Raw genomic sequence first — 21,320 nt, forward strand, 5'->3', positions numbered from 1 at the left:
CGCCGGTCACTGTTATAGTTGCCACTGTTGGCTGCGTTACCTGCGATTAGCTCTGCCAAAAGCTTGCCGCTATTATCGGGTAGCATACAATCACAACCCACAGGCAATAGCATGGCACAAACGCTGTTACTGAAGAATGCCGAATGCGCGGTCTGCATGGATGCCGACCGTCGTGAAATACGTAATGCCAGCATTCTGATCAAAGGAAATCAGATCGTTGCTGTAGGGGAAGCAGGATCGTTACCCGATAGCGCGGATGAGATTATCGATCTGCGGGGACATATTGTTATTCCTGGCCTGATCAATACGCATCACCATATGTACCAGAGCCTGACCCGCGCTATCCCCGCCGTACAAAACGGCGAGCTTTTCAACTGGCTGACCCATCTCTATCCACTGTGGCAGAATCTGACGCCTGAGATGATTCGTATCTCAACGCAGATCTCGATGGCTGAGTTAATGCTTTCCGGCTGTACCACCACCAGTGACCACCTCTATGTTTACCCTAATGACTGTAAGCTTGATGACAGCATAGAGGCGGCAGCCTTGATGGGCATGCGTTTTCATGCAAGCCGGGGCAGCATGAGCGTCGGTAAATCCCTGGGTGGCCTGCCGCCCGATTCACTGGTCGAGAATGAAGCCGCAATCCTTAAGGATACGCAGCGCGTGATTGAGCGCTACCACGATGACAGTCATGGTTCGATGCTACGTATCGTGGTGGCGCCATGCTCGCCGTTCTCAGTCAGCCGTGAGCTGATGAAGCAATCCGCTGCGCTGGCACGCAGCTTCAAAGTTTCTATGCACACTCATCTGGCGGAAAACGACAGCGATATCCGTTATAGCCGCGAAAAATTCAATATGACGCCAGCGCAGTATGTTGAAGACCTTGGCTGGGTAGGGCCGGATGTCTGGCATGCACACTGCGTTAAACTGGATCAGCACGGTATAGAGCTCTTTGCGCGTACCGGTACAGGCATTGCTCACTGTCCCTGCTCGAACATGCGTCTCGGCTCGGGCATTGCGCCAATAAGACATATGTGCGATGCCGGTGTACACGTCGGAATGGGTGTGGATGGCTCCGCCTCTAATGACAGCTCAGACATGATGGCAGAGGTGCGTCAGGCGATGCTGCTACAGCGTGTCGGTTTCGGCCCGGATGCGATGACGGCCCGTCAGGCATTAGAGCTGGCAACCCTGGGCGGAGCAAAAGTGTTGAATCGTAATGACGTGGGCGCTATTGCGCCAGGCATGATGGCTGATCTTGCTATTTTTGATCTGAATCGCATTGGCCTGGGCGGGGCAGGGCACGATCCTGTCGCCGCTCTGGTGTTCTGTAATCCGGGACGGGTTGCTTACAGCATCATCAACGGAAAAGTCAGGGTGCGTGACGGACAACTGGCCGGAATTGAACTGCCAGCCGTGCTGCATCAGCATAACCAACTGGCCAGAAAACTGGTTGGTTGAGGGCTTAGGGCACTTTATTTGGGAGGCGACGAAAAATAAGGCAGATTACATTTGCTACTGTTCGCACTATTCCCTAGAATACGCCCTCCCTGTCATCAGGGAAAATCAGCGGCTCGATTGAGAGCCGTTTATTTTTTCTACCCATCTGTGAGAACCGGTGTTACAATGCCGCGCCCTCAATTATGGGGCTTTCTAACGACCTGAGGTTTAGGTCCCGAAGTAGTAGTTGACATTAGCGGAGCACTAAAATGATCCAAGAACAGACTATGCTGAACGTCGCCGACAACTCCGGTGCACGTCGCGTAATGTGTATCAAGGTTCTGGGTGGCTCGCACCGTCGCTACGCAGGCGTCGGTGACATCATCAAAGTTACCATCAAGGAAGCAATTCCTCGTGGTAAAGTCAAAAAAGGTGATGTCCTGAAGGCGGTAGTGGTGCGCACCAGGAAGGGTGTTCGTCGCCCGGACGGTTCTGTCATTCGCTTCGATGGTAATGCATGCGTTATTCTGAACAATAACAGTGAGCAGCCTATCGGTACGCGTATTTTTGGGCCGGTAACTCGTGAACTTCGTACTGAAAAGTTCATGAAAATTATCTCTCTGGCACCAGAAGTACTCTAAGGAGCGAACAATGGCAGCTAAAATCCGTCGTAACGACGAAGTTATCGTGTTAACCGGTAAAGATAAAGGTAAGCGCGGTAAAGTTAAGAATGTCCTGTCTTCTGGTAAGGTCATCGTTGAAGGTATCAACCTGGTGAAGAAACATCAGAAGCCGGTTCCGGCTCTGAATCAACCAGGTGGCATCGTTGAAAAAGAAGCTGCTATTCAGGTTTCTAACGTTGCGCTGTTCAACGCGGCAACTGGTAAGGCTGACCGTGTAGGCTTTAGATTCGAAGACGGCAAAAAAGTCCGTTTCTTCAAGTCTAATAGCGAAACTATCAAGTAATTTGGAGTAGTACGATGGCGAAACTGCATGATTACTACAAAGACGAAGTAGTCCAGAAACTCATGACAGAGTTTGGCTACAATTCTGTCATGCAAGTCCCTCGGGTCGAGAAGATCACCCTGAACATGGGTGTTGGTGAAGCGATCGCTGACAAGAAACTGCTGGATAACGCAGCAGCTGACCTGGCAGCAATCTCCGGTCAAAAACCGCTGGTCACCAAAGCACGCAAATCAGTTGCAGGCTTCAAAATCCGTCAGGGCTATCCGATCGGCTGTAAAGTAACTCTGCGTGGCGAGCGCATGTGGGAGTTCTTTGAGCGTCTGGTCACCATTGCTGTTCCGCGTATCCGTGACTTCCGTGGCTTGTCCGCTAAGTCATTCGATGGTCGTGGCAACTACAGCATGGGTGTACGTGAGCAGATCATCTTCCCAGAAATCGACTATGACAAAGTCGATCGCGTTCGTGGTTTGGATATCACCATTACCACTACTGCGAAATCTGATGATGAAGGCCGTGCTCTGCTGGCTGCCTTTGACTTCCCGTTCCGTAAGTAAGGTAGGGTTACTTAATGGCTAAGCAATCTATGAAAGCACGCGAAGTTAAGCGTGCAAAATTAGCAGACAAATTCTTCGCTAAACGCGCTGAACTGAAAGCGATCATCTCTGATGTGAACGCTTCCGACGAAGACCGTTGGGATGCTGTTCTGAAGCTGCAGAGTCTGCCGCGTGATTCCAGCCCTTCACGTCAGCGTAACCGCTGCCGTCAAACAGGTCGTCCGCACGGTTTCCTGCGGAAGTTTGGGTTGAGCCGTATCAAGGTCCGCGAAGCCGCCATGCGCGGTGAAATCCCGGGCCTGAAAAAGGCTAGCTGGTAATTGTCACCAATTGAATCACGGGAGTAACACAGATGAGCATGCAAGATCCGATCGCGGATATGCTGACCCGTATCCGTAACGGTCAGGCCGCAAACAAAGTTGCGGTCACCATGCCTTCCTCCAAGCTGAAATTGGCAATTGCCAACGTTCTGAAGGAAGAAGGATATATTGAAGATTTCAAAATCGAAGGCGACATCAAGCTGGAACTGGAACTTACTCTCAAGTATTTCCAGGGCAAAGCTGTTGTAGAAAGCATTCAGCGAGTAAGCCGTCCTGGTCTGCGCATCTATAAGAAAAAAGATGAGCTGCCAAAGGTAATGGCCGGTATGGGCATCGCTGTAGTTTCTACATCTAAAGGTGTCATGACTGATCGTGCAGCGCGCCAGGCAGGTCTTGGTGGCGAAATTATCTGCTACGTAGCGTAATCGGAGGATACATATGTCTCGTGTTGCTAAAGCACCTGTCGTTGTTCCTGCCGGCGTAGAGGTAAAACTCAACGGTCAGGTAATTTCGATTAAAGGTAAAAACGGCGAGCTGACTCGTACTATCAATGATGCTGTTGAAGTTAAGCATGCTGACAACGCTCTGACTTTCGCTCCGCGCGAAGGTTTCGTTGACGGCTGGGCGCAGGCGGGTACTTCTCGCGCGCTGCTGAACGCAATGGTTATCGGTGTTACCGAAGGCTTCACTAAGAAGCTGCAGCTGGTTGGTGTAGGTTATCGTGCAGCCGTTAAAGGCGACGTGGTTAACCTTTCTCTGGGCTTTTCTCATCCAGTCGATCACCAGCTGCCCGCGGGTATCACTGCAGAATGTCCAACTCAGACTGAGATCGTGCTGAAAGGCGCTGATAAACAGCTGATTGGTCAGGTTGCAGCGGACCTGCGCGCCTACCGTCGTCCTGAGCCTTATAAAGGCAAGGGTGTCCGTTACGCCGACGAAGTCGTGCGTACCAAAGAGGCTAAGAAGAAGTAAGGTAACACTATGGATAAGAAATCTGCTCGTATCCGTCGTGCGACCCGTGCACGTCGCAAGCTCAAAGAGCTGGGTGCTACTCGCCTGGTGGTACATCGTACCCCGCGTCATATTTACGCACAGGTAATCGCCCCGAACGGTTCCGAAGTTCTGGTCGCTGCTTCTACTGTAGAAAAAGCTATCACTGAACAACTGAAGTATACCGGTAATAAAGAAGCCGCAGCTGCAGTAGGTAAAGCTATCGCAGAACGCGCAATCGAAAAAGGCATCACTGGTGTTTCTTTCGACCGTTCCGGTTTCCAATATCATGGTCGCGTCCAGGCACTGGCAGATGCTGCCCGTGAAGCTGGCCTTCAGTTCTAAGGTAGAGGTCTAAGATGGCACACATCGAGAAACAAGCTGGCGAACTGCAGGAAAAACTGATCGCGGTAAACCGTGTTTCTAAAACTGTTAAAGGTGGTCGTATCTTCTCCTTCACAGCACTGACTGTGGTAGGCGATGGTAATGGTCGCGTAGGTTTTGGTTACGGTAAAGCGCGTGAAGTTCCAGCAGCGATCCAGAAAGCGATGGAGAAAGCCCGTCGCAACATGGTTAACGTCGCGCTGACCAACGGCACCCTGCAGCACCCAGTTAAAGGTGCACACACGGGTTCCCGCGTGTTCATGCAGCCGGCTTCAGAAGGTACCGGTATTATTGCCGGTGGTGCAATGCGCGCCGTTCTGGAAGTCGCTGGAGTTCATAACGTACTGGCAAAAGCGTATGGTTCTACAAACCCGATTAACGTGGTTCGTGCAACTATCGACGGCCTGGGCAATATGAAATCTCCGGAAATGGTCGCTGCTAAGCGTGGTAAATCCGTTGAAGAAATTCTGGGGTAATCACGATGGCTAAGACTATTAAAATCACTCAAACCCGTAGTTCAATCGGCCGCTTGCCTAAGCATAAAGCCACTCTGGTTGGCCTGGGTCTGCGTCGTATTGGCCACACCGTTGAGCGTGAAGACACGCCTGCAGTACGCGGTATGGTTAACGCGGTTTCCTATATGGTTAAAGTGGAGGAGTAAGAGATGCGTTTAAATACTCTGTCTCCGGCCGAAGGGTCTAAGCACGCTTCCAAGCGTCTGGGTCGTGGTATCGGTTCTGGCCTCGGAAAAACCGGTGGTCGTGGTCACAAAGGTCAGAACTCACGTTCTGGCGGTGGCGTACGTCGCGGTTTTGAAGGTGGCCAGATGCCTCTGTACCGTCGTCTGCCGAAGTTCGGTTTCACCTCTCGCAAATCAATGATCACTACAGAGATTCGTCTGTCTGATCTGGCGAAAGTTGAAGGCGGTATCGTCGACCTGAACGCGCTGAAAGCAGCCAACATTGTCGGTGTTCAGATTGAATTCGTTAAAGTAATTCTGTCTGGTGAAGTATCTACACCGGTAACGGTTCGCGGCCTGCGTGTCACCAAAGGTGCACGTGCTGCAATCGAAGCTGCTGGCGGTAAAATCGAGGAATAAGTAGCAGATGGCTAAACAACCGGGATTAGATTTTCAAAGTGCCAAAGGGGGCTTTGGTGAGCTGAAACGCAGACTGCTGTTTGTAATCGGCGCACTCATTGTCTTCCGTATTGGCTCTTTCATTCCAATCCCTGGTATTGATGCCACTGTACTTGCCAAACTGCTTGAGCAACAGCGTGGCACCATCATTGAAATGTTTAACATGTTCTCTGGTGGTGCTCTCAGCCGTGCTTCTATTTTCGCACTGGGCATCATGCCATATATTTCGGCATCGATTATCATCCAGTTATTAACGGTGGTTCATCCAGCGTTAGCGGAAATCAAGAAAGAAGGGGAGGCTGGCCGTCGTAAGATTAGCCAGTACACCCGATACGGTACGTTGGTATTGGCCATATTTCAGTCTATCGGTATTGCTACCGGTCTGCCGAATATGCCAGGGATGCAAGGCCTGGTAATGAATCCAGGCTTTGCCTTCTACTTTACCGCTGTTGTGAGTCTGGTCTCAGGAACGATGTTCCTGATGTGGCTGGGCGAACAGATTACTGAACGAGGTATCGGTAACGGTATTTCGATCATTATCTTCGCAGGTATCGTTGCGGGTCTCCCGCCGGCCATTGGCCATACCATCGAGCAAGCGCGGCAAGGTGACCTGCACTTCCTTCTGTTGCTGTTGGTTGCAGTACTCGTATTCGCAGTGACCTTCTTTGTTATCTTCGTTGAACGTGGTCAACGCCGCATTGTGGTGAACTACGCAAAACGTCAGCAGGGTCGTCGTGTTTACGCTGCACAGAGCACACATTTACCGTTGAAAGTGAATATGGCGGGCGTAATCCCAGCCATCTTTGCTTCCAGCATTATTCTGTTCCCGGCAACGATTGCATCGTGGTTTGGGGGCGGTACCGGTTGGAACTGGCTGACGACAATTTCGCTGTATTTGCAGCCAGGACAGCCGCTTTATGTGCTACTCTATGCGACTGCAATCATCTTCTTCTGTTTCTTCTACACGGCGTTGGTTTTCAACCCACGTGAAACAGCAGATAACCTGAAGAAGTCTGGTGCATTCGTACCGGGAATTCGTCCGGGAGAGCAAACGGCTAGGTATATTGATAAAGTAATGACGCGTTTGACCTTAATCGGCGCTTTGTACATTACTTTTATCTGCCTTATCCCGGAGTTCATGCGTGATGCGATGAAGGTTCCCTTCTACTTTGGCGGTACTTCACTGCTCATCGTAGTTGTCGTCATCATGGACTTTATGGCTCAGGTGCAAACTCTGATGATGTCAAGTCAGTACGAGTCGGCACTGAAAAAAGCTAACCTGAAAGGCTACGGCCGTTAATTCAGTTGGTTGAGAAGTTACGGAGAGTAAAAATGAAAGTTCGTGCTTCCGTCAAGAGATTATGTCGTAACTGCAAAATCGTTCGTCGCGACGGTGTCGTCCGTGTGATTTGCAGCTCCGAGCCAAAGCATAAACAGCGCCAAGGCTGATTTGTCACATATTTTTCTTGCAAAGTTGGGTTGAGCTGGCTAGATTAGCCAGCCAATCTTTTGTATGTCAGTACGTTTCCATTTGAGTATCCTGAAAACGGGCTTTTCAGCATGGGACGTGCTTGTTTAATTATAGGAGTGCATAGTGGCCCGTATAGCAGGCATTAACATTCCTGATCAAAAACATACCGTTATCGCATTAACTTCGATCTTCGGTATCGGTAAAACCCGTTCTAAAGCCATTTGCGCTTCAACGGGTATTGCTGAAAATGTTAAGATCAGTGAGCTGTCTGAAGAACAAATTGATCTGCTGCGTGATGCAGTGGCGAAATTCGTTGTAGAAGGTGATCTGCGCCGTGAAATCACCCTGAGCATCAAGCGTCTTATGGACCTTGGTTGCTACCGTGGTTTGCGCCATCGTCGTGGTCTTCCGGTTCGCGGTCAGCGTACCAAGACCAACGCACGTACCCGTAAGGGTCCGCGTAAACCGATCAAGAAATAATCGGGGTGAGTAAATAATGGCAAAGGCACCAGTTCGTGCACGTAAGCGTGTAAGAAAACAAGTCTCAGATGGCGTGGCTCATGTCCATGCTTCTTTTAACAACACCATCGTTACCATTACTGATCGTCAGGGTAACGCACTGGGTTGGGCAACCGCCGGTGGTTCCGGTTTCCGCGGTTCACGTAAATCCACTCCGTTTGCTGCTCAGGTCGCTGCAGAGCGCTGTGCAGAAGCGGTAAAAGATTACGGAATTAAGAACCTGGAAGTTATGGTAAAGGGTCCGGGTCCAGGACGCGAATCTACGATTCGTGCTTTGAACGCCGCTGGTTTCCGCATCACTAATATTACTGATGTGACTCCTATCCCTCATAACGGTTGTCGTCCGCCGAAAAAACGTCGCGTATAACGCCCGTTTTTTTAGGATAGTTGGAGAAAGAAAATGGCAAGATATTTGGGTCCTAAGCTCAAGCTGAGCCGTCGTGAGGGCACTGACTTATTCCTTAAGTCTGGCGTTCGCGCGATTGATTCCAAGTGTAAGATTGAACAAGCCCCTGGTCAGCATGGTGCGCGTAAACCGCGTCTGTCTGATTACGGCGGCCAGTTACGTGAAAAGCAAAAAGTTCGTCGTATCTACGGTGTGCTGGAGCGTCAGTTCCGTAACTATTATAAAGAAGCAGCTCGTCTGAAAGGCAACACCGGTGAAAACCTGTTGGCTCTGCTGGAAGGTCGTCTGGACAACGTAGTTTATCGTATGGGCTTTGGTGCCACTCGTGCAGAAGCACGTCAGCTGGTAAGCCATAAGTCTGTTCTGGTAAATGGCCGCGTTGTTAACATCGCTTCTTATCAGGTATCTCCGAATGATGTCGTTAGCATCCGTGAGAAAGCCAAAAAGCAATCTCGCGTGAAGGCCGCTCTGGAGCTGGCTGAGCAGCGTGAAAAGCCAACCTGGCTGGAAGTTGATGCGACTAAGATGGAAGGTGTGTTCAAGCGTATTCCTGAACGTACTGATCTGTCTGCGGACATTAACGAACACCTGATCGTCGAGCTTTACTCCAAGTAAGGCTTAGTACCAAAGAGAGGACACAATGCAGGGTTCTGTGACAGAGTTTCTAAAACCGCGCCTGGTAGATATCGAGCAAGTGAGTTCGACGCACGCCAAGGTGACCCTTGAGCCTTTAGAGCGTGGCTTTGGCCATACTCTTGGTAACGCACTGCGCCGTATTCTGCTTTCATCCATGCCGGGTTGCGCGGTGACCGAGGTTGAAATTGATGGTGTACTTCATGAGTACAGCACCAAAGAGGGCGTACAGGAAGATATCCTGGAAATCCTGCTCAACCTGAAAGGGCTGGCGGTAAGAGTTCAGGGGAAAGATGAAGTCATTTTGACTCTGAATAAATCTGGCATTGGCCCTGTGACTGCAGCCGACATCACCCATGATGGTGATGTCGAAATCGTCAAGCCTCAGCATGTCATTTGCCATCTGACCGATGAGAACGCTGCTATCAGCATGCGTATCAAAGTTCAGCGTGGACGTGGCTATGTGCCGGCTTCTGCCCGAATTCATTCGGAAGAAGATGAGCGCCCAATCGGCCGCCTGTTAGTTGACGCTTGCTACAGCCCTGTAGACCGTATCGCCTACAATGTTGAAGCAGCGCGTGTAGAGCAGCGCACCGACCTGGACAAGCTGGTCATCGAAATGGAAACCAACGGCACAATCGATCCTGAAGAGGCGATTCGTCGTGCGGCAACCATTCTGGCAGAACAACTTGAAGCTTTCGTTGACTTACGTGATGTACGTCAGCCGGAAGTTAAAGAAGAGAAACCAGAATTCGATCCGATCCTGCTGCGCCCTGTTGACGATCTGGAATTGACTGTCCGCTCTGCTAACTGCCTTAAGGCAGAAGCTATCCACTACATCGGTGATCTGGTACAGCGTACCGAGGTTGAGCTGCTTAAAACGCCTAACCTTGGTAAAAAATCTCTTACCGAGATTAAAGATGTGCTGGCTTCGCGTGGTCTTTCTCTTGGCATGCGCCTCGAGAACTGGCCGCCAGCAAGCATTGCTGATGAATAATCAGATCACAGGTTAAGGTTTCACTGAGAAGGATAAGGTCATGCGCCATCGTAAGAGTGGTCGTCAACTGAACCGCAACAGCAGCCATCGTCAGGCTATGTTCCGCAACATGGCCGGTTCTCTGGTTCGTCATGAGATCATCAAAACGACTCTGCCGAAAGCCAAAGAACTGCGTCGCGTAGTTGAGCCGCTGATTACTCTTGCCAAGACCGACAGCGTAGCTAATCGTCGTCTGGCATTCGCCCGTACTCGTGATAACGAGATCGTGGCAAAACTGTTTAATGAGCTTGGCCCGCGTTTCGCGAGCCGTGCAGGTGGTTACACTCGTATTCTTAAGTGTGGCTTCCGTGCTGGTGACAACGCTCCGATGGCTTACATCGAGCTGGTTGATCGTCCAGAAGCTCAAGCAGAAGCAGCCGCAGAGTAATCTGTAGCAACGTAAAAAACCCGCTTCGGCGGGTTTTTTATTGCCTGAAATTTACTACCTTAAAACATCGTCTTTTATGTTCAAAGGAGCCAGATATGTGGCTGGTTGACCAACTTGCCGAACAGCACATTAAAGCAGCGCTGGAGAAGGGAGAGCTAAGTAATCTTCCTGGGTCTGGCAAGGCGCTGCAGCTGGATGATGATAGCCATGTTCCGCCTGAGTTAAGAGCGGGCTATCGGTTACTTAAGAATTCGGGCTATTTGCCGCCAGAGCTTGAATTGCGGCGGGAAGCCATGGAAGTTAGCGATCTCATCCGGCAGCTCGATCCCGAGGATCATCGCTATCAGGATCATTGTCATCGGCTTCAGGTGCTGGAGCTAAGATTACGTCAGGCAGGTATGAGTACCGATTTTCTTCATGGCAGTTATTCCATAGCCATTCAGCATCGTTTCCGTGAGGAGGAGTAAATGTTTCGTATTGGTCAGCTAGCTAAACTTGCAGAGGTTACGCCAGACACGATCCGTTTTTATGAAAAACAGCAGATGATGGATCATGATGGTCGGACAGAAGGCGGTTTTCGACTGTATAGCGAGGGTGATCTTCAGCGTCTGAAGTTTATCCGTTACGGTCGTAAACTTGGCTTTAGCCTGGAAGCCATCAGAGAACTGCTCTCGATCCGGGTCGATCCTGCACACCACACCTGTCAGGAATCAAAAGCGATCGTTGAAAAACGGCTGAATGAAGTTGCTCAAATGATTGCAGAATTAGAAACGATGCAGCGTTCTCTGCGGCACCTCTCTGATGCCTGTTGTGGTGACAGCCACAGTAGCGTTTCGTGCTCAATTCTTGAGGCGCTGGAACGGGGAGAGGCTTTGAGCAAATAAGAATATTGTTTTTTAGCTGCAAAGGAATAAAGTATCAGACCATCTTCACAGGAGGCGTCATGAGTAAATATCAGCATACCAAGGGGCAGATTCGCGATAACGCGATTCAGGCTCTGTTGCACGACCCGTTATTTCGGCAACGCATTGAGCAAAAGCAAAAGGGTAAAGGTAGTTTCAAGCGGAAAGAGAAACATGGCAAGGGGACAGGATGGGAGGGCAGTGATAAGAAAGCGTCTTATCACTGCCCTTCTGCTTTTACAGTCAAAAAGCCACCAGAGCGGCGGCTGATTAACTATACGCGGGTGTTCTGCTGTTTCAGCAGATCGCGGATTTCAGTCAGCAACACTTCTTCGTTTGACGGTTTCGCAACAGGCTTCTCAACTTCCTTTTTCTTATACAAACGATTCATTAACTTGATTGCCATGAAGATTGCAAAAGCAATGATCACGAAATCGAAGATGGTCTGAAGGAAAATACCGTATTGCATTACAACGGCTGGCGCATCGCCAACTGCGGGCTTAAGTACCCAGGCGAATGATTTAAAATCGACGCCACCAATCAATAAGCCTAAGGGTGGCATGATGATGTTGGCGACTAATGATGAAACGATTTTACCGAAGGCAGCACCGATGATGACACCGACGGCTAAATCCATCACGTTGCCGCGCATTGCGAAGTCGCGAAACTCTTTGATTAAACTCATACTTATCTCCTTGCCTAAGCCAATGGCATAAAGTCTAACAAACCTTACTGGTTTTGCCATCACCACAGCCAATTAAGCAGCAGTTTTGCGTGCCTTATGCTCTGTTTCACTGTAAACGTGGCATTTACAGGAAAAAAGGGCTCGGCTGGAAGAGGCGTTCCACATCTGACACAAATTTCTTGTCGGTCAGGAACATGATGACATGATCGCCTTGTTCAATACGCAGGTTGTTATTGGCAATCATTACATCATCACCGCGAACCACTGCGCCAATGATGGTCCCTGGTGGCAGCTTGATATCATCAATCGAACGGCCGACCACGCGTGACGTTGATTCGTCGCCATGTGCTATGGCTTCGATTGCCTCTGCAATACCACGCCGTAACGACGAAACGCCCACGATATCCGCTTTGCGCACGTGACCCAGCAGGGCAGATATCGTGGCCTGTTGAGGTGAAATAGCGATATCAATGACGCTGCCCTGAACCAGATCGACATAGGCGCGGCGCTGAATAAGCACCATAACCTTCTTCGCACCCATCTTTTTCGCCAGCATGGCTGACATGATGTTGGCTTCATCATCATTGGTGACGGCGATGAACAGATCGACTTGCTCCACATGTTCTTCAGCCAGCAACTCCTGATCTGAGGCATCGCCGTAAAAGACTACGGTGTCATGCAGGTGCTCTGCCAGTTCCGCTGCGCGCTGAGGGTTACGTTCAATCAGCTTAACGCTGTAATGTTTCTCAAGACGTTGCGCCAGACCGAAACCAATATTACCGCCACCCACGAGCATAATCCGCTTGTAAGGTTTCTCCAGCCGCTGCATCTCACTCATTACCGCACGAATATTCTGACTGGCAGCGATGAAAAACACCTCATCACCTGCTTCTACGATGGTTGAGCCCTGCGGACGAATAGGACGGTCCTGACGAAAAATAGCGGCTACCCGCGTATCAATGTGTGGCATATGCTCACGCATTATCGACAGCGGATTTCCCACCAGCGGCCCGCCATAATAGGCTTTCACCACTGCCAGGCTGACTTTGCCTTCTGCAAAGTTAACCACCTGCAGCGCGCCAGGGTACTGGATCAAACGGTAGATATTGTCGATCACCAACTGCTCAGGCGAGATCAGATGATCGATGGGCACCGCTTCAGGAATAAATAACTTGTCCGCATCACGTAGATAGTCTGCCGCGCGAATACGAGCAATACGATTCGGCGTATTAAAAAGCGAATAAGCAATCTGGCAGGCAATCATGTTGGTTTCATCCGAGTTAGTCACGGCAACCAGCATGTCGGCATCTTCCGCACCCGCTTCACGCAAAATTCGTGGATGAGAACCATGACCCTGCACGACGCGCAGATCGAACTTATCCTGGAGATGACGAAGGCGTGAAGAGTCAGTATCAACCACCGTGATATCATTGTTTTCACCCACCAGATTTTCTGCCAGAGTTCCGCCAACCTGTCCTGCGCCCAGAATGATTATTTTCATCGCTTATCAATACTCATCTCAGTTTTTACCCGATATCTTTATCAGCTTAGCGTAGAAGAAACCATCTCCGCCTTCGGCCTGTGGGAATACCTGCAAGCCGTTCAACGGCGCACCTCTGAGGGATTCTGCCTGTGCATCATGCTGGCGCTGCAGGAAAGCATCTATCTGCTGGTAATTCTCTTCAGGCAGGATGGAACAGGTAGCATAAATCAGCGTACCGCCAGGTTTCAGGTGCGGCCAGACAGCGTCGAGAATTTCACTCTGAAGCTTTGCCAGCTCGGCGATATCACGATCGCGACGCAGCCACTTAATGTCGGGATGGCGTCGGATAACACCAGTAGCAGAGCAGGGGGCATCCAGCAGAATTCGGTCAAACTGACGATCCCCGCACCACTGCTGCGGCGTCCGTCCATCACCCTGTTTAACATTGGCTTTCATGCCCAATCGCTGCAGATTTTCCTCAACGCGTTTCAGGCGCTGTGCATCTACGTCGACGGCCATCACTTCTGCTTCCGGCGCAATTTCGAGAATATGGGTCGTTTTACCGCCGGGTGCAGCACATAGATCCAGAATCTGTTCGCCATTTTGGGGTTCAAGCAGCAAAGCACAGCGCTGAGCGGACAAGTCCTGCACGGTCACCCAACCCAGATCGAAGCCAGGTAACTGACTGACCGGGGCAGGGGCGTCAAGCCGCAGCGCATCCAGCACATCGTCAGCAGCCTGTGCATTCCTGCCACTTTCGACCAGCATAGCCAGCCATGCGTCACGCTCGTGGTGCTGGCGGTTAACCCGCAGCCACATCGGCGGACGAAGATTATTGGCTTCGACAATCTGCTGCCATTGTTCCGGCCAGGCATGCTGCAACCGCTTTAGAAGCCATCCCGGATGCAGATACCGCTGAGGGCCATCCTGAATGCTGGCGATCAACTCTTCACGCTGGCGCTGAAACTGGCGTAACACACCATTCAACAAGCCTTTCAGGCTGGTGCGCTTCAGGACTTCGGCGCCCGCGACTGTTTCTGCCAGGGCGGCATGAGCAGGCACGCGGGTATATTCCAGCTGGTAAAGCCCGACCATGATGAGGTAATGCAAAACCCGCTGTTTGCCGGTAAGTGGACGCTCCATCAGTTTGCCGATGAGCGCTTCCAGCTGCGGTAATGTGCGTAACACGCCAAAACAGATCTCCTGCACTAACGCGCTATCTTTGTCAGAGAGTTTTTTCTGGGCGGCAGGAAGTGCCGTATTCAGGGATTCACCCTTGTCGACAACGCGCTCAATAAGTTGAGCGGAGAGGCTACGCAGGTTGATTGATTTAGTCATAAGGTTTTGTCATTAAACAAAAGGCCCGGTGTGTGACCGGGCCTGAGAGTCAATCCAGAAGGGTTCCAGGTTCAAACCATTCCCGGCGCGAGTTGAGAAGATCCTGAGCCGACATCGGTTTTTTACCGGCGGGTTGTAACTGCAGCAGATTAAGCACGCCCTGAGCGGTCGCTACCTGAATGCCATGTTTATCCGCACTGATAATTTCTCCCGGCGAACGATCTCTGTGGGGCAGAACGCTTGCTTGCCAGACTTTAACGGGTTGATCGTCGATCGTGAAAAAGCTCATCGGCCACGGATTAAACGCGCGAATACAACGTTCAAGTTGTTCTGCTGAGAGTGTCCAGTCAAGACGCGCCTCCTCTTTACTGAGTTTCTCTGCATAGTTGGCCAGCGTCTCATCCTGTTTTTCAGGCGAAGCCTGTTGCGTGCTCAGTAAGGTCAGCGTATCCAGCAGCCCCTGTGGTCCAAGCTGTGCCAGCTTGGCATAGAGTGTTGCACTGGTATCCTGGGCAGTAATCGGGCAGGCCAGTTTATGCAGCATATCGCCGGTATCCAGTCCCACATCCATCTGCATGATCGTCACGCCAGTTTCGCTGTCGCCAGCCCAGAGCGCACGTTGAATCGGTGCAGCTCCACGCCAGCGAGGCAGCAGCGATCCGTGAACGTTGATACAGCCCAGACGGGGCATATCAAGCACTGCTTTTGGCAGAATCAATCCATAGGCGACAACAACCATCACATCGGCGTTCAGGTCAGCAACCAACTGCTGATTTTCTTCCGGCCGCAGTGACTTAGGCTGATAAACCGGAATGTCATGTGCCAGCGCCAGCGTTTTGACCGGGCCCGGGGTTAATTTGTTACCGCGACCAGCAGGACGGTCGGGTTGGGTGAATACGCCGATAACCTGATGTTCAGAAGCAAGCAGCGCGTCAAGATGACGCGCTGCAAAGTCAGGTGTGCCGGCAAAGATGATTTTTAGCGGGGCAGACACGTTTATCCCTTCTTAAGATCTCAGGAAGCCTGCGCGTTCTGACGCGCCAGTTTCTCTAACTTAGTTTTGATTCGTTGCCGTTTCAGAGGCGACAGATAATCGATAAACAGTTTGCCTTCCAGATGATCGATCTCATGCTGGATACAGATGGCCAGTAACTCGCTGGCTTCCAGCTCGAAACTTTTACCGTCGCGATCAAGTGCGCGAACCTTTACCCGCTCCGCACGCGGAACAAATGCGCGCTGTTCCGGAATCGAGAGGCAACCCTCTTCAATACCGGTTTCGCCGCTTTTTTCCAGCAGCTCAGGGTTAATCAGTACTAAACGCTCTTCACGACTTTCAGAGACATCTATCACGATAATGCGCTGATGAATATCGACCTGCGTAGCCGCAAGCCCGATACCTTCTTCGGCGTACATGGTCTCGAACATATCATCAACGATACGCTGAATGTCTGCGTTAACTTCTTTAACGGGCGCGGCGACTTTGCGAAGACGCTCGTCAGGGAAATGTAATACCTGCAAAACTGACATAAATATCCAGATCTGTATTCGGTTAAGAAAAGATTACTGCCTCATATTGTAGACTTTTCGAGGCCTGATTGACAGCATTGTGCGGCAGGAAGCAAGGGCGATCAGGGAGCCGGAGATGGACAAAATAGCGCAGTATGTACGGCTGGCAGCCGTCACTGGAATGACAGGCAAACGTTGGGTTGAAGTGGCGCAGCAGATGAGTGCTGAAGTGGCGGATAGTGACCAGCTTTTCCGGCTTGGGTTAGATGCCAGTCAGCGCAAGCAATATTTTGATTTTGATGAGAAGACGCTCTCTGAAGTTTATGCCTGGCTGGGGAAGCGTCCTGCACATCATCTGGTCACTGCTCTGGACGCAGCCTATCCTGCCCGACTTAAAGAGACGAGTCGCTTTCCGCCGCTACTCTATATTAATGGCGATCCTGAAGCGATTAGTACATCCCAGTTAGCGGTGGTAGGCAGCCGGAACTGTTCCCACAATGGACGTTACTGGTGCGACTGGTTTACCCAGCAATTAAGCCTTAGCGGTCTGACCATTACCAGTGGACTGGCCCAGGGTATTGATGGCGTTGCGCATCAGGCGGCACTCAACGTGAAGGGTAGAACGGTAGCGGTGTTAGGCAGTGGATTACAGCGGCTCTATCCAAAAAATCATGCCCAGCTTGCCGAAGCGATCGCAGAGCAGGGTGGTGCGGTTATTTCTGAGTTTCCGCTGATGACCCAGCCGCATCCGCTTAATTTTCCACGCCGCAATCGTATTATCAGCGGCCTGAGTCATGGGGTGCTGGTGGTCGAAGCCTCATTAAAGAGTGGTTCACTGGTGACGGCACGCTATGCGCTGGAACAAAACCGCAATGTTTACGCCTTACCTGGCGCACTCGGCAACCCGTTAAGCGAAGGCGTAAACTGGCTGATTCAGCAGGGGGCGCTGCTGGTGGCCCATCCCAATAACATCGTCGAAGATTTGGCAAGTGCGCTTAACTGGCGGCCAGCGACCCAGGTCAACGAAATTTATTCTGAGGTGAGTGACGATGCTCCATTGCCATTTGCTGATGTGTTGGCTAACGTAGGTGATGATGTTACACCTGTTGACGTTGTCGCTGAACGTGCCGGCCAATCTGTGCCAGTTATCTCAGCTCAGTTGCTGGAACTGGAGTTAGCAGGATGGATCGCAGCTGTACCCGGCGGCTATGTCCGATTGAGGAGGGCATGCCATGTTCGACGTACTGATGTATTTGTTTGAGACATATATCCACAACGAAGCAGAAATGGGTGTTGATCAGGACAGATTGACAGACGACCTAACGGATGCCGGGTTCCATCGTGAAGATGTTTACAGTGCGCTGAACTGGTTAGAAAGACTGGCTGACTATCAGGAAGGACTGGTAGCGCCAATTTTACTGACAAATGATCCGCTCTCCATGCGTATTTATACTGATGAAGAGAGCAAACGTTTAGATGCTGACAGCCGTGGTTTCCTGCTGTTCCTGGAGCAGATTCAGGTGCTGAACCTGGAAACCCGTGAAATGGTCATTGAACGTATCATGGCGCTGGATACCTCTGAGTTTGACCTGGAGGATCTCAAATGGGTGGTGCTGATGGTGTTGTTCAACATCCCGGGATGTGAAAATGCCTATCAGCAAATGGAAGAACTGCTATTCGACGCCAATGAAGGTATGCTGCATTAAATTTTCATTCATGCATTGATCGCTATGAGTAAAGCTGCACTCTTCACCGTGCGTAAACAGGACCCCTGCCCCGCTTGCGGGGCAGAACTGGTTATTCGTTCCGGTAAACACGGTCCTTTTCTGGGCTGCGCGAACTACCCGGCGTGCGACTACGTTCGACCATTAAAAGGTCAGGCGGATGGCCATGTGGTCAAAGTGCTGGAAGGTCATGCCTGCCCCGAATGCGGGGCGGATAAAGTATTGCGGCAGGGACGTTTTGGCATGTTCATTGGATGTAGCCTCTATCCGGAATGCGGATACACGGAAACCATCGACAAACCTGATGAAACCTCGCTGGCCTGTCCACAGTGCCATGAAGGCCGCTTAGTACAGCGGCGTTCCCGTTATGGCAAAACGTTTCACTCCTGCGATCGCTATCCAGCCTGCCAGTTTGTCGTGAACCTGACGCCCGTTGCCGGAACCTGTCCTTATTGTAACTATCCACTGTTAGTGGAAAAAAAGACCGCGCAGGGCGTAAAGCGCTTTTGTGCCAGTAAGAGTTGTGGCAAAGCCATTGCTGAAGAGAATTCATAGACCATGGAAATTCAACACATCGCCGATTCACTTGAGACCTGCTTAGGGCATCTGAATCGTCAGGCGGTCATCGCCTATCCTACTGAAGCCGTATTTGGGCTGGGGTGTGACCCTGACAGTGAATCTGCCGTCATGGCCTTGCTAACGCTGAAACAGCGTCCGGTAGAAAAGGGACTCATCCTGATTGCGGCTGATTACACCCAGCTTGAACCTTACATCTCTGCACGCGAACTTTCGGTGACTCAGCGTGAGCGGATGTTTTCCTCCTGGCCAGGCCCGGTGACCTTTGTTGTTCCCGCTCCACCGCAAACGCCTCGCTGGCTGACCGGACAATTTGATTCACTGGCAATTCGCGTCAGTGACCATCCTGATGTACAGGCCCTTTGCCGCGCATTCGGTAAACCGCTGGTTTCAACCAGTGCAAATTTGACTGGCCTGCCTCCATGCCGCACGGCTGAAGAAGTGAAGCAGCAGTTTGGCGAGCATTTCCCGGTTCTGTCGGGAAAAACGGGCGGACGACTCAATCCTTCTGAAATTCGCGATGTTATCAGCGGCGAACTTATACGTCAGGGTTAATTCATGGATCAATTCGCCGTTTTCGGTAATCCTATCAGCCACAGTAAATCTCCGCTTATCCATCAGGCTTTTGCTGAGCAGACGGGTATTGAACATCGTTATGGCCGTATTTGTGCACCGGTTGATGGTTTTCCCCAGGCGCTCTCTGCCTTTTTCGACCATGGAGGTCGTGGTGCCAACGTGACGTTGCCTTTCAAACAGCAGGCATGGGAATTTGCCGATCAGCTGAGTGAACGAGCTGCACTATCCGGCGCGGTTAACACAGTAAAGAGGCTCAGTGATGGGCAGATCCTGGGTGATAACACGGATGGGATTGGCCTGTTAAGCGATCTTGAACGGCTGAAGATGATCAACGCTGGCGATAATGTATTGCTGGTAGGAGCGGGCGGTGCCGCACGCGGTGTCATCCTGCCACTGCTTTCAGCAGGCGTGACGCTTACAGTGGTTAATAGAACGGCTGCGCGGGCAGAAGAGCTTGCGACTCTGTTTGGAGAGAGCGGTCCTATTCGTGCATGTAGTTTTGAGCAGCTGGCGGATCAAAACTTTGATCTGATCATCAATGCCACTTCAAGCGGTATTAATGGAGAAACGCCTCATTTATCTGCGGAAGTCATCCATCCGGATGTGTGCTGTTACGACATGTTTTACCAAAGCGGGCTGACGCCTTTCCTGCTCTGGTGTCAGGCGCAGGGTACACATCATCTTGCAGATGGACTGGGAATGCTGGTGGGTCAGGCTGCGCACGCCTTCTATATATGGCACGGTGTAATGCCGGAAATTGCCCCTGTTATTGCTCAGCTCAAGCAGGCCATGCAGCCATGAATCAGGCGATACAGTTTCCGGATGAGGAAACGTATGACGCTGAACTGAACGCAGTCTGTTTTCCGGTACTGGTTAACGGCATGCGGCTTAACTGTGCGATCAGTATGGAGTCGCTGGCTTCGCGGTTTGGTGAAGGAGAGGCGATGGCACTGTTTCAGCACCATCGCTGGGATCTGGAAGATGAGGCCGAAGCGGCTATTCGTCAGGATGATGTGGATGCTCAGGGCTGGATCTGGTTATCTCCAGCCAGATAATCATCTTTCCAGCTGACATAGTTATTAGCGGAATAGAGTAAACCTTCCTTCTCACTGTCATTCAGCGGTCTGATCTGCTTCACCGGACTACCCAGATAGAGATAACCGCTCTCCAGCCTTTTACCTGGCGGTACCAGACTTCCGGCACCAATCATGACCTCTTCTTCTACGATTACACCATCAAGCAGAATCGATCCCATTCCGACCAGCACGCGATCGCCAATGGTGCAACCGTGCAGCATCGCTTTATGTCCTATCGTGACGTCCTCGCCAATAATAAGAGGGAAGCCTTGTGGATTGGAGGCAGATTTGTGCGTAACGTGCAGAACACTGCCGTCCTGTACATTGGTGCGGGCACCAATCCGGACCTGATTCACGTCACCCCTGATCGCAACCAGCGGCCAGATGCTCACGTCATCCTCCATAATTACATCACCAACAATAACACTGCCTGGATCGACCATAACGCGCTGACCAGTTTGCGGGAAAAGATCTTTATATGGGCGTAGGGCGGAAGTCATCATGTTCTCCTTTGTTCTGTTTTCACTGCAGACTGATGCGATTATAGCCAGCTGACAAGGCAATTCTGACCCGGATCGGTGGCGATCTCATCAATCTGGATCATTTATAACCGTTCAGATAAAAGATCCCAAAAAAGGGTTGTGCTATGAAGCGGGATCCCTATAATGCGCCTCCATCAACACGGAACACCGGCAACGGGAAACGGGCTGAGAGGCACAGGAGACTGCGCCGCCGGAGAAAAACTTCTGAAATAGAGGTTGACTCTGCAGGAGGAAAGCGTAATATACGCCACCTCGCGACAGGACGCTAACGCACTGTTCGCACTGCTCTTTAACAATTTATCAGACAATCTGTGTGGGCACTCGCAGGATTGATATCAGCGTCTCCGGACGTAAAAAATATCAAGCCTCACGAGTGAACACATAATGAAATTCATTATGACGTTTTACAGATGAGCACCGCTTAACTTGTTTAAGCAAATCAAACTTAAATTGAAGAGTTTGATCATGGCTCAGATTGAACGCTGGCGGCAGGCCTAACACATGCAAGTCGGACGGTAGCACAGAGAGCTTGCTCTTGGGTGACGAGTGGCGGACGGGTGAGTAATGTCTGGGGATCTGCCCGATAGAGGGGGATAACCACTGGAAACGGTGGCTAATACCGCATAACGTCGCAAGACCAAAGAGGGGGACCTTCGGGCCTCTC

32 protein-coding genes, 1 rRNA gene and 1 pseudogene are annotated in these 21,320 nt (G+C 51.1%); 28 read left to right on the forward strand and 6 right to left on the reverse strand.

Annotated features, from left to right (window positions below; genetic code table 11):
• The first annotated feature begins 111 nt into the window (after positions 1–111).
• The 21 genes and pseudogenes from HZZ01_RS18115 to HZZ01_RS21210 form a co-directional block, all read left to right on the forward strand.
• Positions 112–1,464 carry an 8-oxoguanine deaminase gene (locus HZZ01_RS18115; protein WP_179898880.1) on the forward strand — a complete coding sequence of 451 codons (1,353 nt, stop codon included), beginning with the start codon at positions 112–114 and terminating at the stop codon, positions 1,462–1,464.
• A gap of 248 nt (positions 1,465–1,712) precedes the next feature.
• Positions 1,713–2,084, forward strand: coding sequence for a 50S ribosomal protein L14 (rplN, locus tag HZZ01_RS18120; RefSeq protein WP_006120590.1), 372 nt, complete (start codon positions 1,713–1,715; stop codon positions 2,082–2,084).
• A gap of 10 nt (positions 2,085–2,094) precedes the next feature.
• Entirely contained in the window at positions 2,095–2,409 is a 315-nt protein-coding gene (rplX, locus tag HZZ01_RS18125) for a 50S ribosomal protein L24 (protein WP_003850150.1), read from the forward strand.
• 14 nt (positions 2,410–2,423) lie between these two features.
• A complete protein-coding gene (gene rplE, locus HZZ01_RS18130; RefSeq protein ID WP_003850155.1) occupies positions 2,424–2,963 on the forward strand; it encodes a 50S ribosomal protein L5 in 540 nt (179 codons plus the stop codon).
• A gap of 14 nt (positions 2,964–2,977) precedes the next feature.
• Positions 2,978–3,283 (forward strand): 30S ribosomal protein S14, encoded by a 306-nt coding sequence (rpsN, locus tag HZZ01_RS18135; RefSeq protein ID WP_008927132.1) that lies wholly within the window; start codon positions 2,978–2,980, stop codon positions 3,281–3,283.
• Between the two features lie 32 nt (positions 3,284–3,315).
• A complete protein-coding gene (gene rpsH / locus HZZ01_RS18140; RefSeq protein ID WP_003850158.1) occupies positions 3,316–3,708 on the forward strand; it encodes a 30S ribosomal protein S8 in 393 nt (130 codons plus the stop codon).
• Between the two features lie 13 nt (positions 3,709–3,721).
• On the forward strand, positions 3,722–4,255 hold the full coding sequence (gene rplF / locus HZZ01_RS18145; protein ID WP_003850161.1) for a 50S ribosomal protein L6: 534 nt from the start codon (positions 3,722–3,724) through the stop codon (positions 4,253–4,255).
• A gap of 9 nt (positions 4,256–4,264) precedes the next feature.
• Positions 4,265–4,618, forward strand: coding sequence for a 50S ribosomal protein L18 (gene rplR / locus HZZ01_RS18150; RefSeq protein WP_003850163.1), 354 nt, complete (start codon positions 4,265–4,267; stop codon positions 4,616–4,618).
• Positions 4,619–4,632: 14 nt separating this feature from the next.
• Positions 4,633–5,133: a 30S ribosomal protein S5 gene (gene rpsE, locus HZZ01_RS18155; protein WP_003850164.1), complete on the forward strand. Its 501-nt coding sequence runs from the start codon at positions 4,633–4,635 to the stop codon at positions 5,131–5,133.
• 5 nt (positions 5,134–5,138) lie between these two features.
• Entirely contained in the window at positions 5,139–5,318 is a 180-nt protein-coding gene (gene rpmD / locus HZZ01_RS18160) for a 50S ribosomal protein L30 (RefSeq protein ID WP_003850166.1), read from the forward strand.
• A 3-nt stretch (positions 5,319–5,321) separates the two neighbouring features.
• Positions 5,322–5,756 carry a 50S ribosomal protein L15 gene (rplO, locus tag HZZ01_RS18165; protein WP_090967264.1) on the forward strand — a complete coding sequence of 145 codons (435 nt, stop codon included), beginning with the start codon at positions 5,322–5,324 and terminating at the stop codon, positions 5,754–5,756.
• 7 nt (positions 5,757–5,763) lie between these two features.
• Complete coding sequence (secY, locus tag HZZ01_RS18170; RefSeq protein ID WP_090967263.1) at positions 5,764–7,095, forward strand: preprotein translocase subunit SecY; 1,332 nt, start codon at positions 5,764–5,766, stop codon at positions 7,093–7,095.
• A gap of 32 nt (positions 7,096–7,127) precedes the next feature.
• Positions 7,128–7,244, forward strand: coding sequence for a 50S ribosomal protein L36 (gene rpmJ, locus HZZ01_RS18175; RefSeq protein WP_090967262.1), 117 nt, complete (start codon positions 7,128–7,130; stop codon positions 7,242–7,244).
• A 145-nt stretch (positions 7,245–7,389) separates the two neighbouring features.
• Complete coding sequence (gene rpsM / locus HZZ01_RS18180; RefSeq protein WP_090967261.1) at positions 7,390–7,746, forward strand: 30S ribosomal protein S13; 357 nt, start codon at positions 7,390–7,392, stop codon at positions 7,744–7,746.
• A gap of 16 nt (positions 7,747–7,762) precedes the next feature.
• Positions 7,763–8,152 carry a 30S ribosomal protein S11 gene (rpsK, locus tag HZZ01_RS18185; protein WP_004160563.1) on the forward strand — a complete coding sequence of 130 codons (390 nt, stop codon included), beginning with the start codon at positions 7,763–7,765 and terminating at the stop codon, positions 8,150–8,152.
• 33 nt (positions 8,153–8,185) lie between these two features.
• A complete protein-coding gene (gene rpsD / locus HZZ01_RS18190) occupies positions 8,186–8,806 on the forward strand; it encodes a 30S ribosomal protein S4 (protein ID WP_008927131.1) in 621 nt (206 codons plus the stop codon).
• A gap of 25 nt (positions 8,807–8,831) precedes the next feature.
• Positions 8,832–9,821, forward strand: coding sequence for a DNA-directed RNA polymerase subunit alpha (gene rpoA / locus HZZ01_RS18195; RefSeq protein WP_003850179.1), 990 nt, complete (start codon positions 8,832–8,834; stop codon positions 9,819–9,821).
• 40 nt (positions 9,822–9,861) lie between these two features.
• Complete coding sequence (gene rplQ / locus HZZ01_RS18200; protein ID WP_003850180.1) at positions 9,862–10,248, forward strand: 50S ribosomal protein L17; 387 nt, start codon at positions 9,862–9,864, stop codon at positions 10,246–10,248.
• A 95-nt stretch (positions 10,249–10,343) separates the two neighbouring features.
• Entirely contained in the window at positions 10,344–10,715 is a 372-nt protein-coding gene (locus tag HZZ01_RS18205) for a DUF1992 domain-containing protein (RefSeq protein WP_179898881.1), read from the forward strand.
• Positions 10,716–11,132: a Zn(2+)-responsive transcriptional regulator gene (zntR, locus tag HZZ01_RS18210; protein ID WP_136196218.1), complete on the forward strand. Its 417-nt coding sequence runs from the start codon at positions 10,716–10,718 to the stop codon at positions 11,130–11,132.
• Positions 11,133–11,191: 59 nt separating this feature from the next.
• Positions 11,192–11,389, forward strand: a pseudogene (locus HZZ01_RS21210) (alternative ribosome-rescue factor A); the annotation flags it as partial.
• A 35-nt stretch (positions 11,390–11,424) separates the two neighbouring features.
• Here the strand turns inward: HZZ01_RS21210 and mscL are convergent.
• From mscL to def, 5 genes are all read right to left on the reverse strand, one after another.
• On the reverse strand, positions 11,425–11,835 hold the full coding sequence (mscL, locus tag HZZ01_RS18220) for a large-conductance mechanosensitive channel protein MscL (protein WP_022625142.1): 411 nt from the start codon (positions 11,833–11,835) through the stop codon (positions 11,425–11,427).
• Positions 11,836–11,959: 124 nt separating this feature from the next.
• Positions 11,960–13,336, reverse strand: coding sequence for a Trk system potassium transporter TrkA (gene trkA, locus HZZ01_RS18225; RefSeq protein WP_179898882.1), 1,377 nt, complete (start codon positions 13,334–13,336; stop codon positions 11,960–11,962).
• An 18-nt stretch (positions 13,337–13,354) separates the two neighbouring features.
• Entirely contained in the window at positions 13,355–14,656 is a 1,302-nt protein-coding gene (gene rsmB / locus HZZ01_RS18230; RefSeq protein WP_179898883.1) for a 16S rRNA (cytosine(967)-C(5))-methyltransferase RsmB, read from the reverse strand.
• Positions 14,657–14,705: 49 nt separating this feature from the next.
• The gene (gene fmt, locus HZZ01_RS18235) at positions 14,706–15,650 is read right to left on the reverse strand and encodes a methionyl-tRNA formyltransferase (RefSeq protein WP_179898884.1); all 945 of its coding nucleotides are present in this window, start codon (positions 15,648–15,650) and stop codon (positions 14,706–14,708) included.
• A 20-nt stretch (positions 15,651–15,670) separates the two neighbouring features.
• Complete coding sequence (def, locus tag HZZ01_RS18240; protein WP_013359230.1) at positions 15,671–16,183, reverse strand: peptide deformylase; 513 nt, start codon at positions 16,181–16,183, stop codon at positions 15,671–15,673.
• Between the two features lie 115 nt (positions 16,184–16,298).
• Between def and dprA the strand changes: the two genes are divergently transcribed.
• Genes dprA through HZZ01_RS18270 form a run of 6 tightly spaced genes read left to right on the forward strand, consistent with a single transcriptional unit; the run spans position 16,299 to position 20,093 of the window.
• Complete coding sequence (dprA, locus tag HZZ01_RS18245; RefSeq protein WP_179898885.1) at positions 16,299–17,423, forward strand: DNA-protecting protein DprA; 1,125 nt, start codon at positions 16,299–16,301, stop codon at positions 17,421–17,423.
• Positions 17,395–17,868: a DUF494 family protein Smg gene (gene smg, locus HZZ01_RS18250; RefSeq protein ID WP_033784131.1), complete on the forward strand. Its 474-nt coding sequence runs from the start codon at positions 17,395–17,397 to the stop codon at positions 17,866–17,868. Before dprA ends, smg begins: the two co-directional genes overlap by 29 nt.
• 24 nt (positions 17,869–17,892) lie before the next feature.
• Positions 17,893–18,441: a topoisomerase DNA-binding C4 zinc finger domain-containing protein gene (locus HZZ01_RS18255; RefSeq protein WP_179898886.1), complete on the forward strand. Its 549-nt coding sequence runs from the start codon at positions 17,893–17,895 to the stop codon at positions 18,439–18,441.
• A gap of 3 nt (positions 18,442–18,444) precedes the next feature.
• On the forward strand, positions 18,445–19,017 hold the full coding sequence (gene tsaC, locus HZZ01_RS18260; RefSeq protein WP_179898887.1) for an L-threonylcarbamoyladenylate synthase type 1 TsaC: 573 nt from the start codon (positions 18,445–18,447) through the stop codon (positions 19,015–19,017).
• A 3-nt stretch (positions 19,018–19,020) separates the two neighbouring features.
• Positions 19,021–19,839, forward strand: coding sequence for a shikimate dehydrogenase (gene aroE, locus HZZ01_RS18265; protein WP_179898888.1), 819 nt, complete (start codon positions 19,021–19,023; stop codon positions 19,837–19,839).
• Entirely contained in the window at positions 19,836–20,093 is a 258-nt protein-coding gene (locus HZZ01_RS18270) for a DUF1488 domain-containing protein (RefSeq protein WP_179898889.1), read from the forward strand. The genes aroE and HZZ01_RS18270 overlap by 4 nt, the downstream gene beginning before the upstream one ends.
• Here the strand turns inward: HZZ01_RS18270 and HZZ01_RS18275 are convergent.
• Positions 20,060–20,614 carry a gamma carbonic anhydrase family protein gene (locus HZZ01_RS18275; protein ID WP_179898895.1) on the reverse strand — a complete coding sequence of 185 codons (555 nt, stop codon included), beginning with the start codon at positions 20,612–20,614 and terminating at the stop codon, positions 20,060–20,062. The genes HZZ01_RS18270 and HZZ01_RS18275 overlap by 34 nt on opposite strands.
• Before the next feature lie 489 nt (positions 20,615–21,103).
• Between HZZ01_RS18275 and HZZ01_RS18280 the strand changes: the two genes are divergently transcribed.
• Positions 21,104–21,320: ribosomal RNA gene (locus HZZ01_RS18280) — 16S ribosomal RNA — on the forward strand; the annotation flags it as partial.

Origin of the sequence: Pantoea sp. WMus005, assembly GCF_013415305.1 — a bacterium.
Lineage (GTDB): Bacteria > Pseudomonadota > Gammaproteobacteria > Enterobacterales > Enterobacteriaceae > Pantoea > Pantoea rara.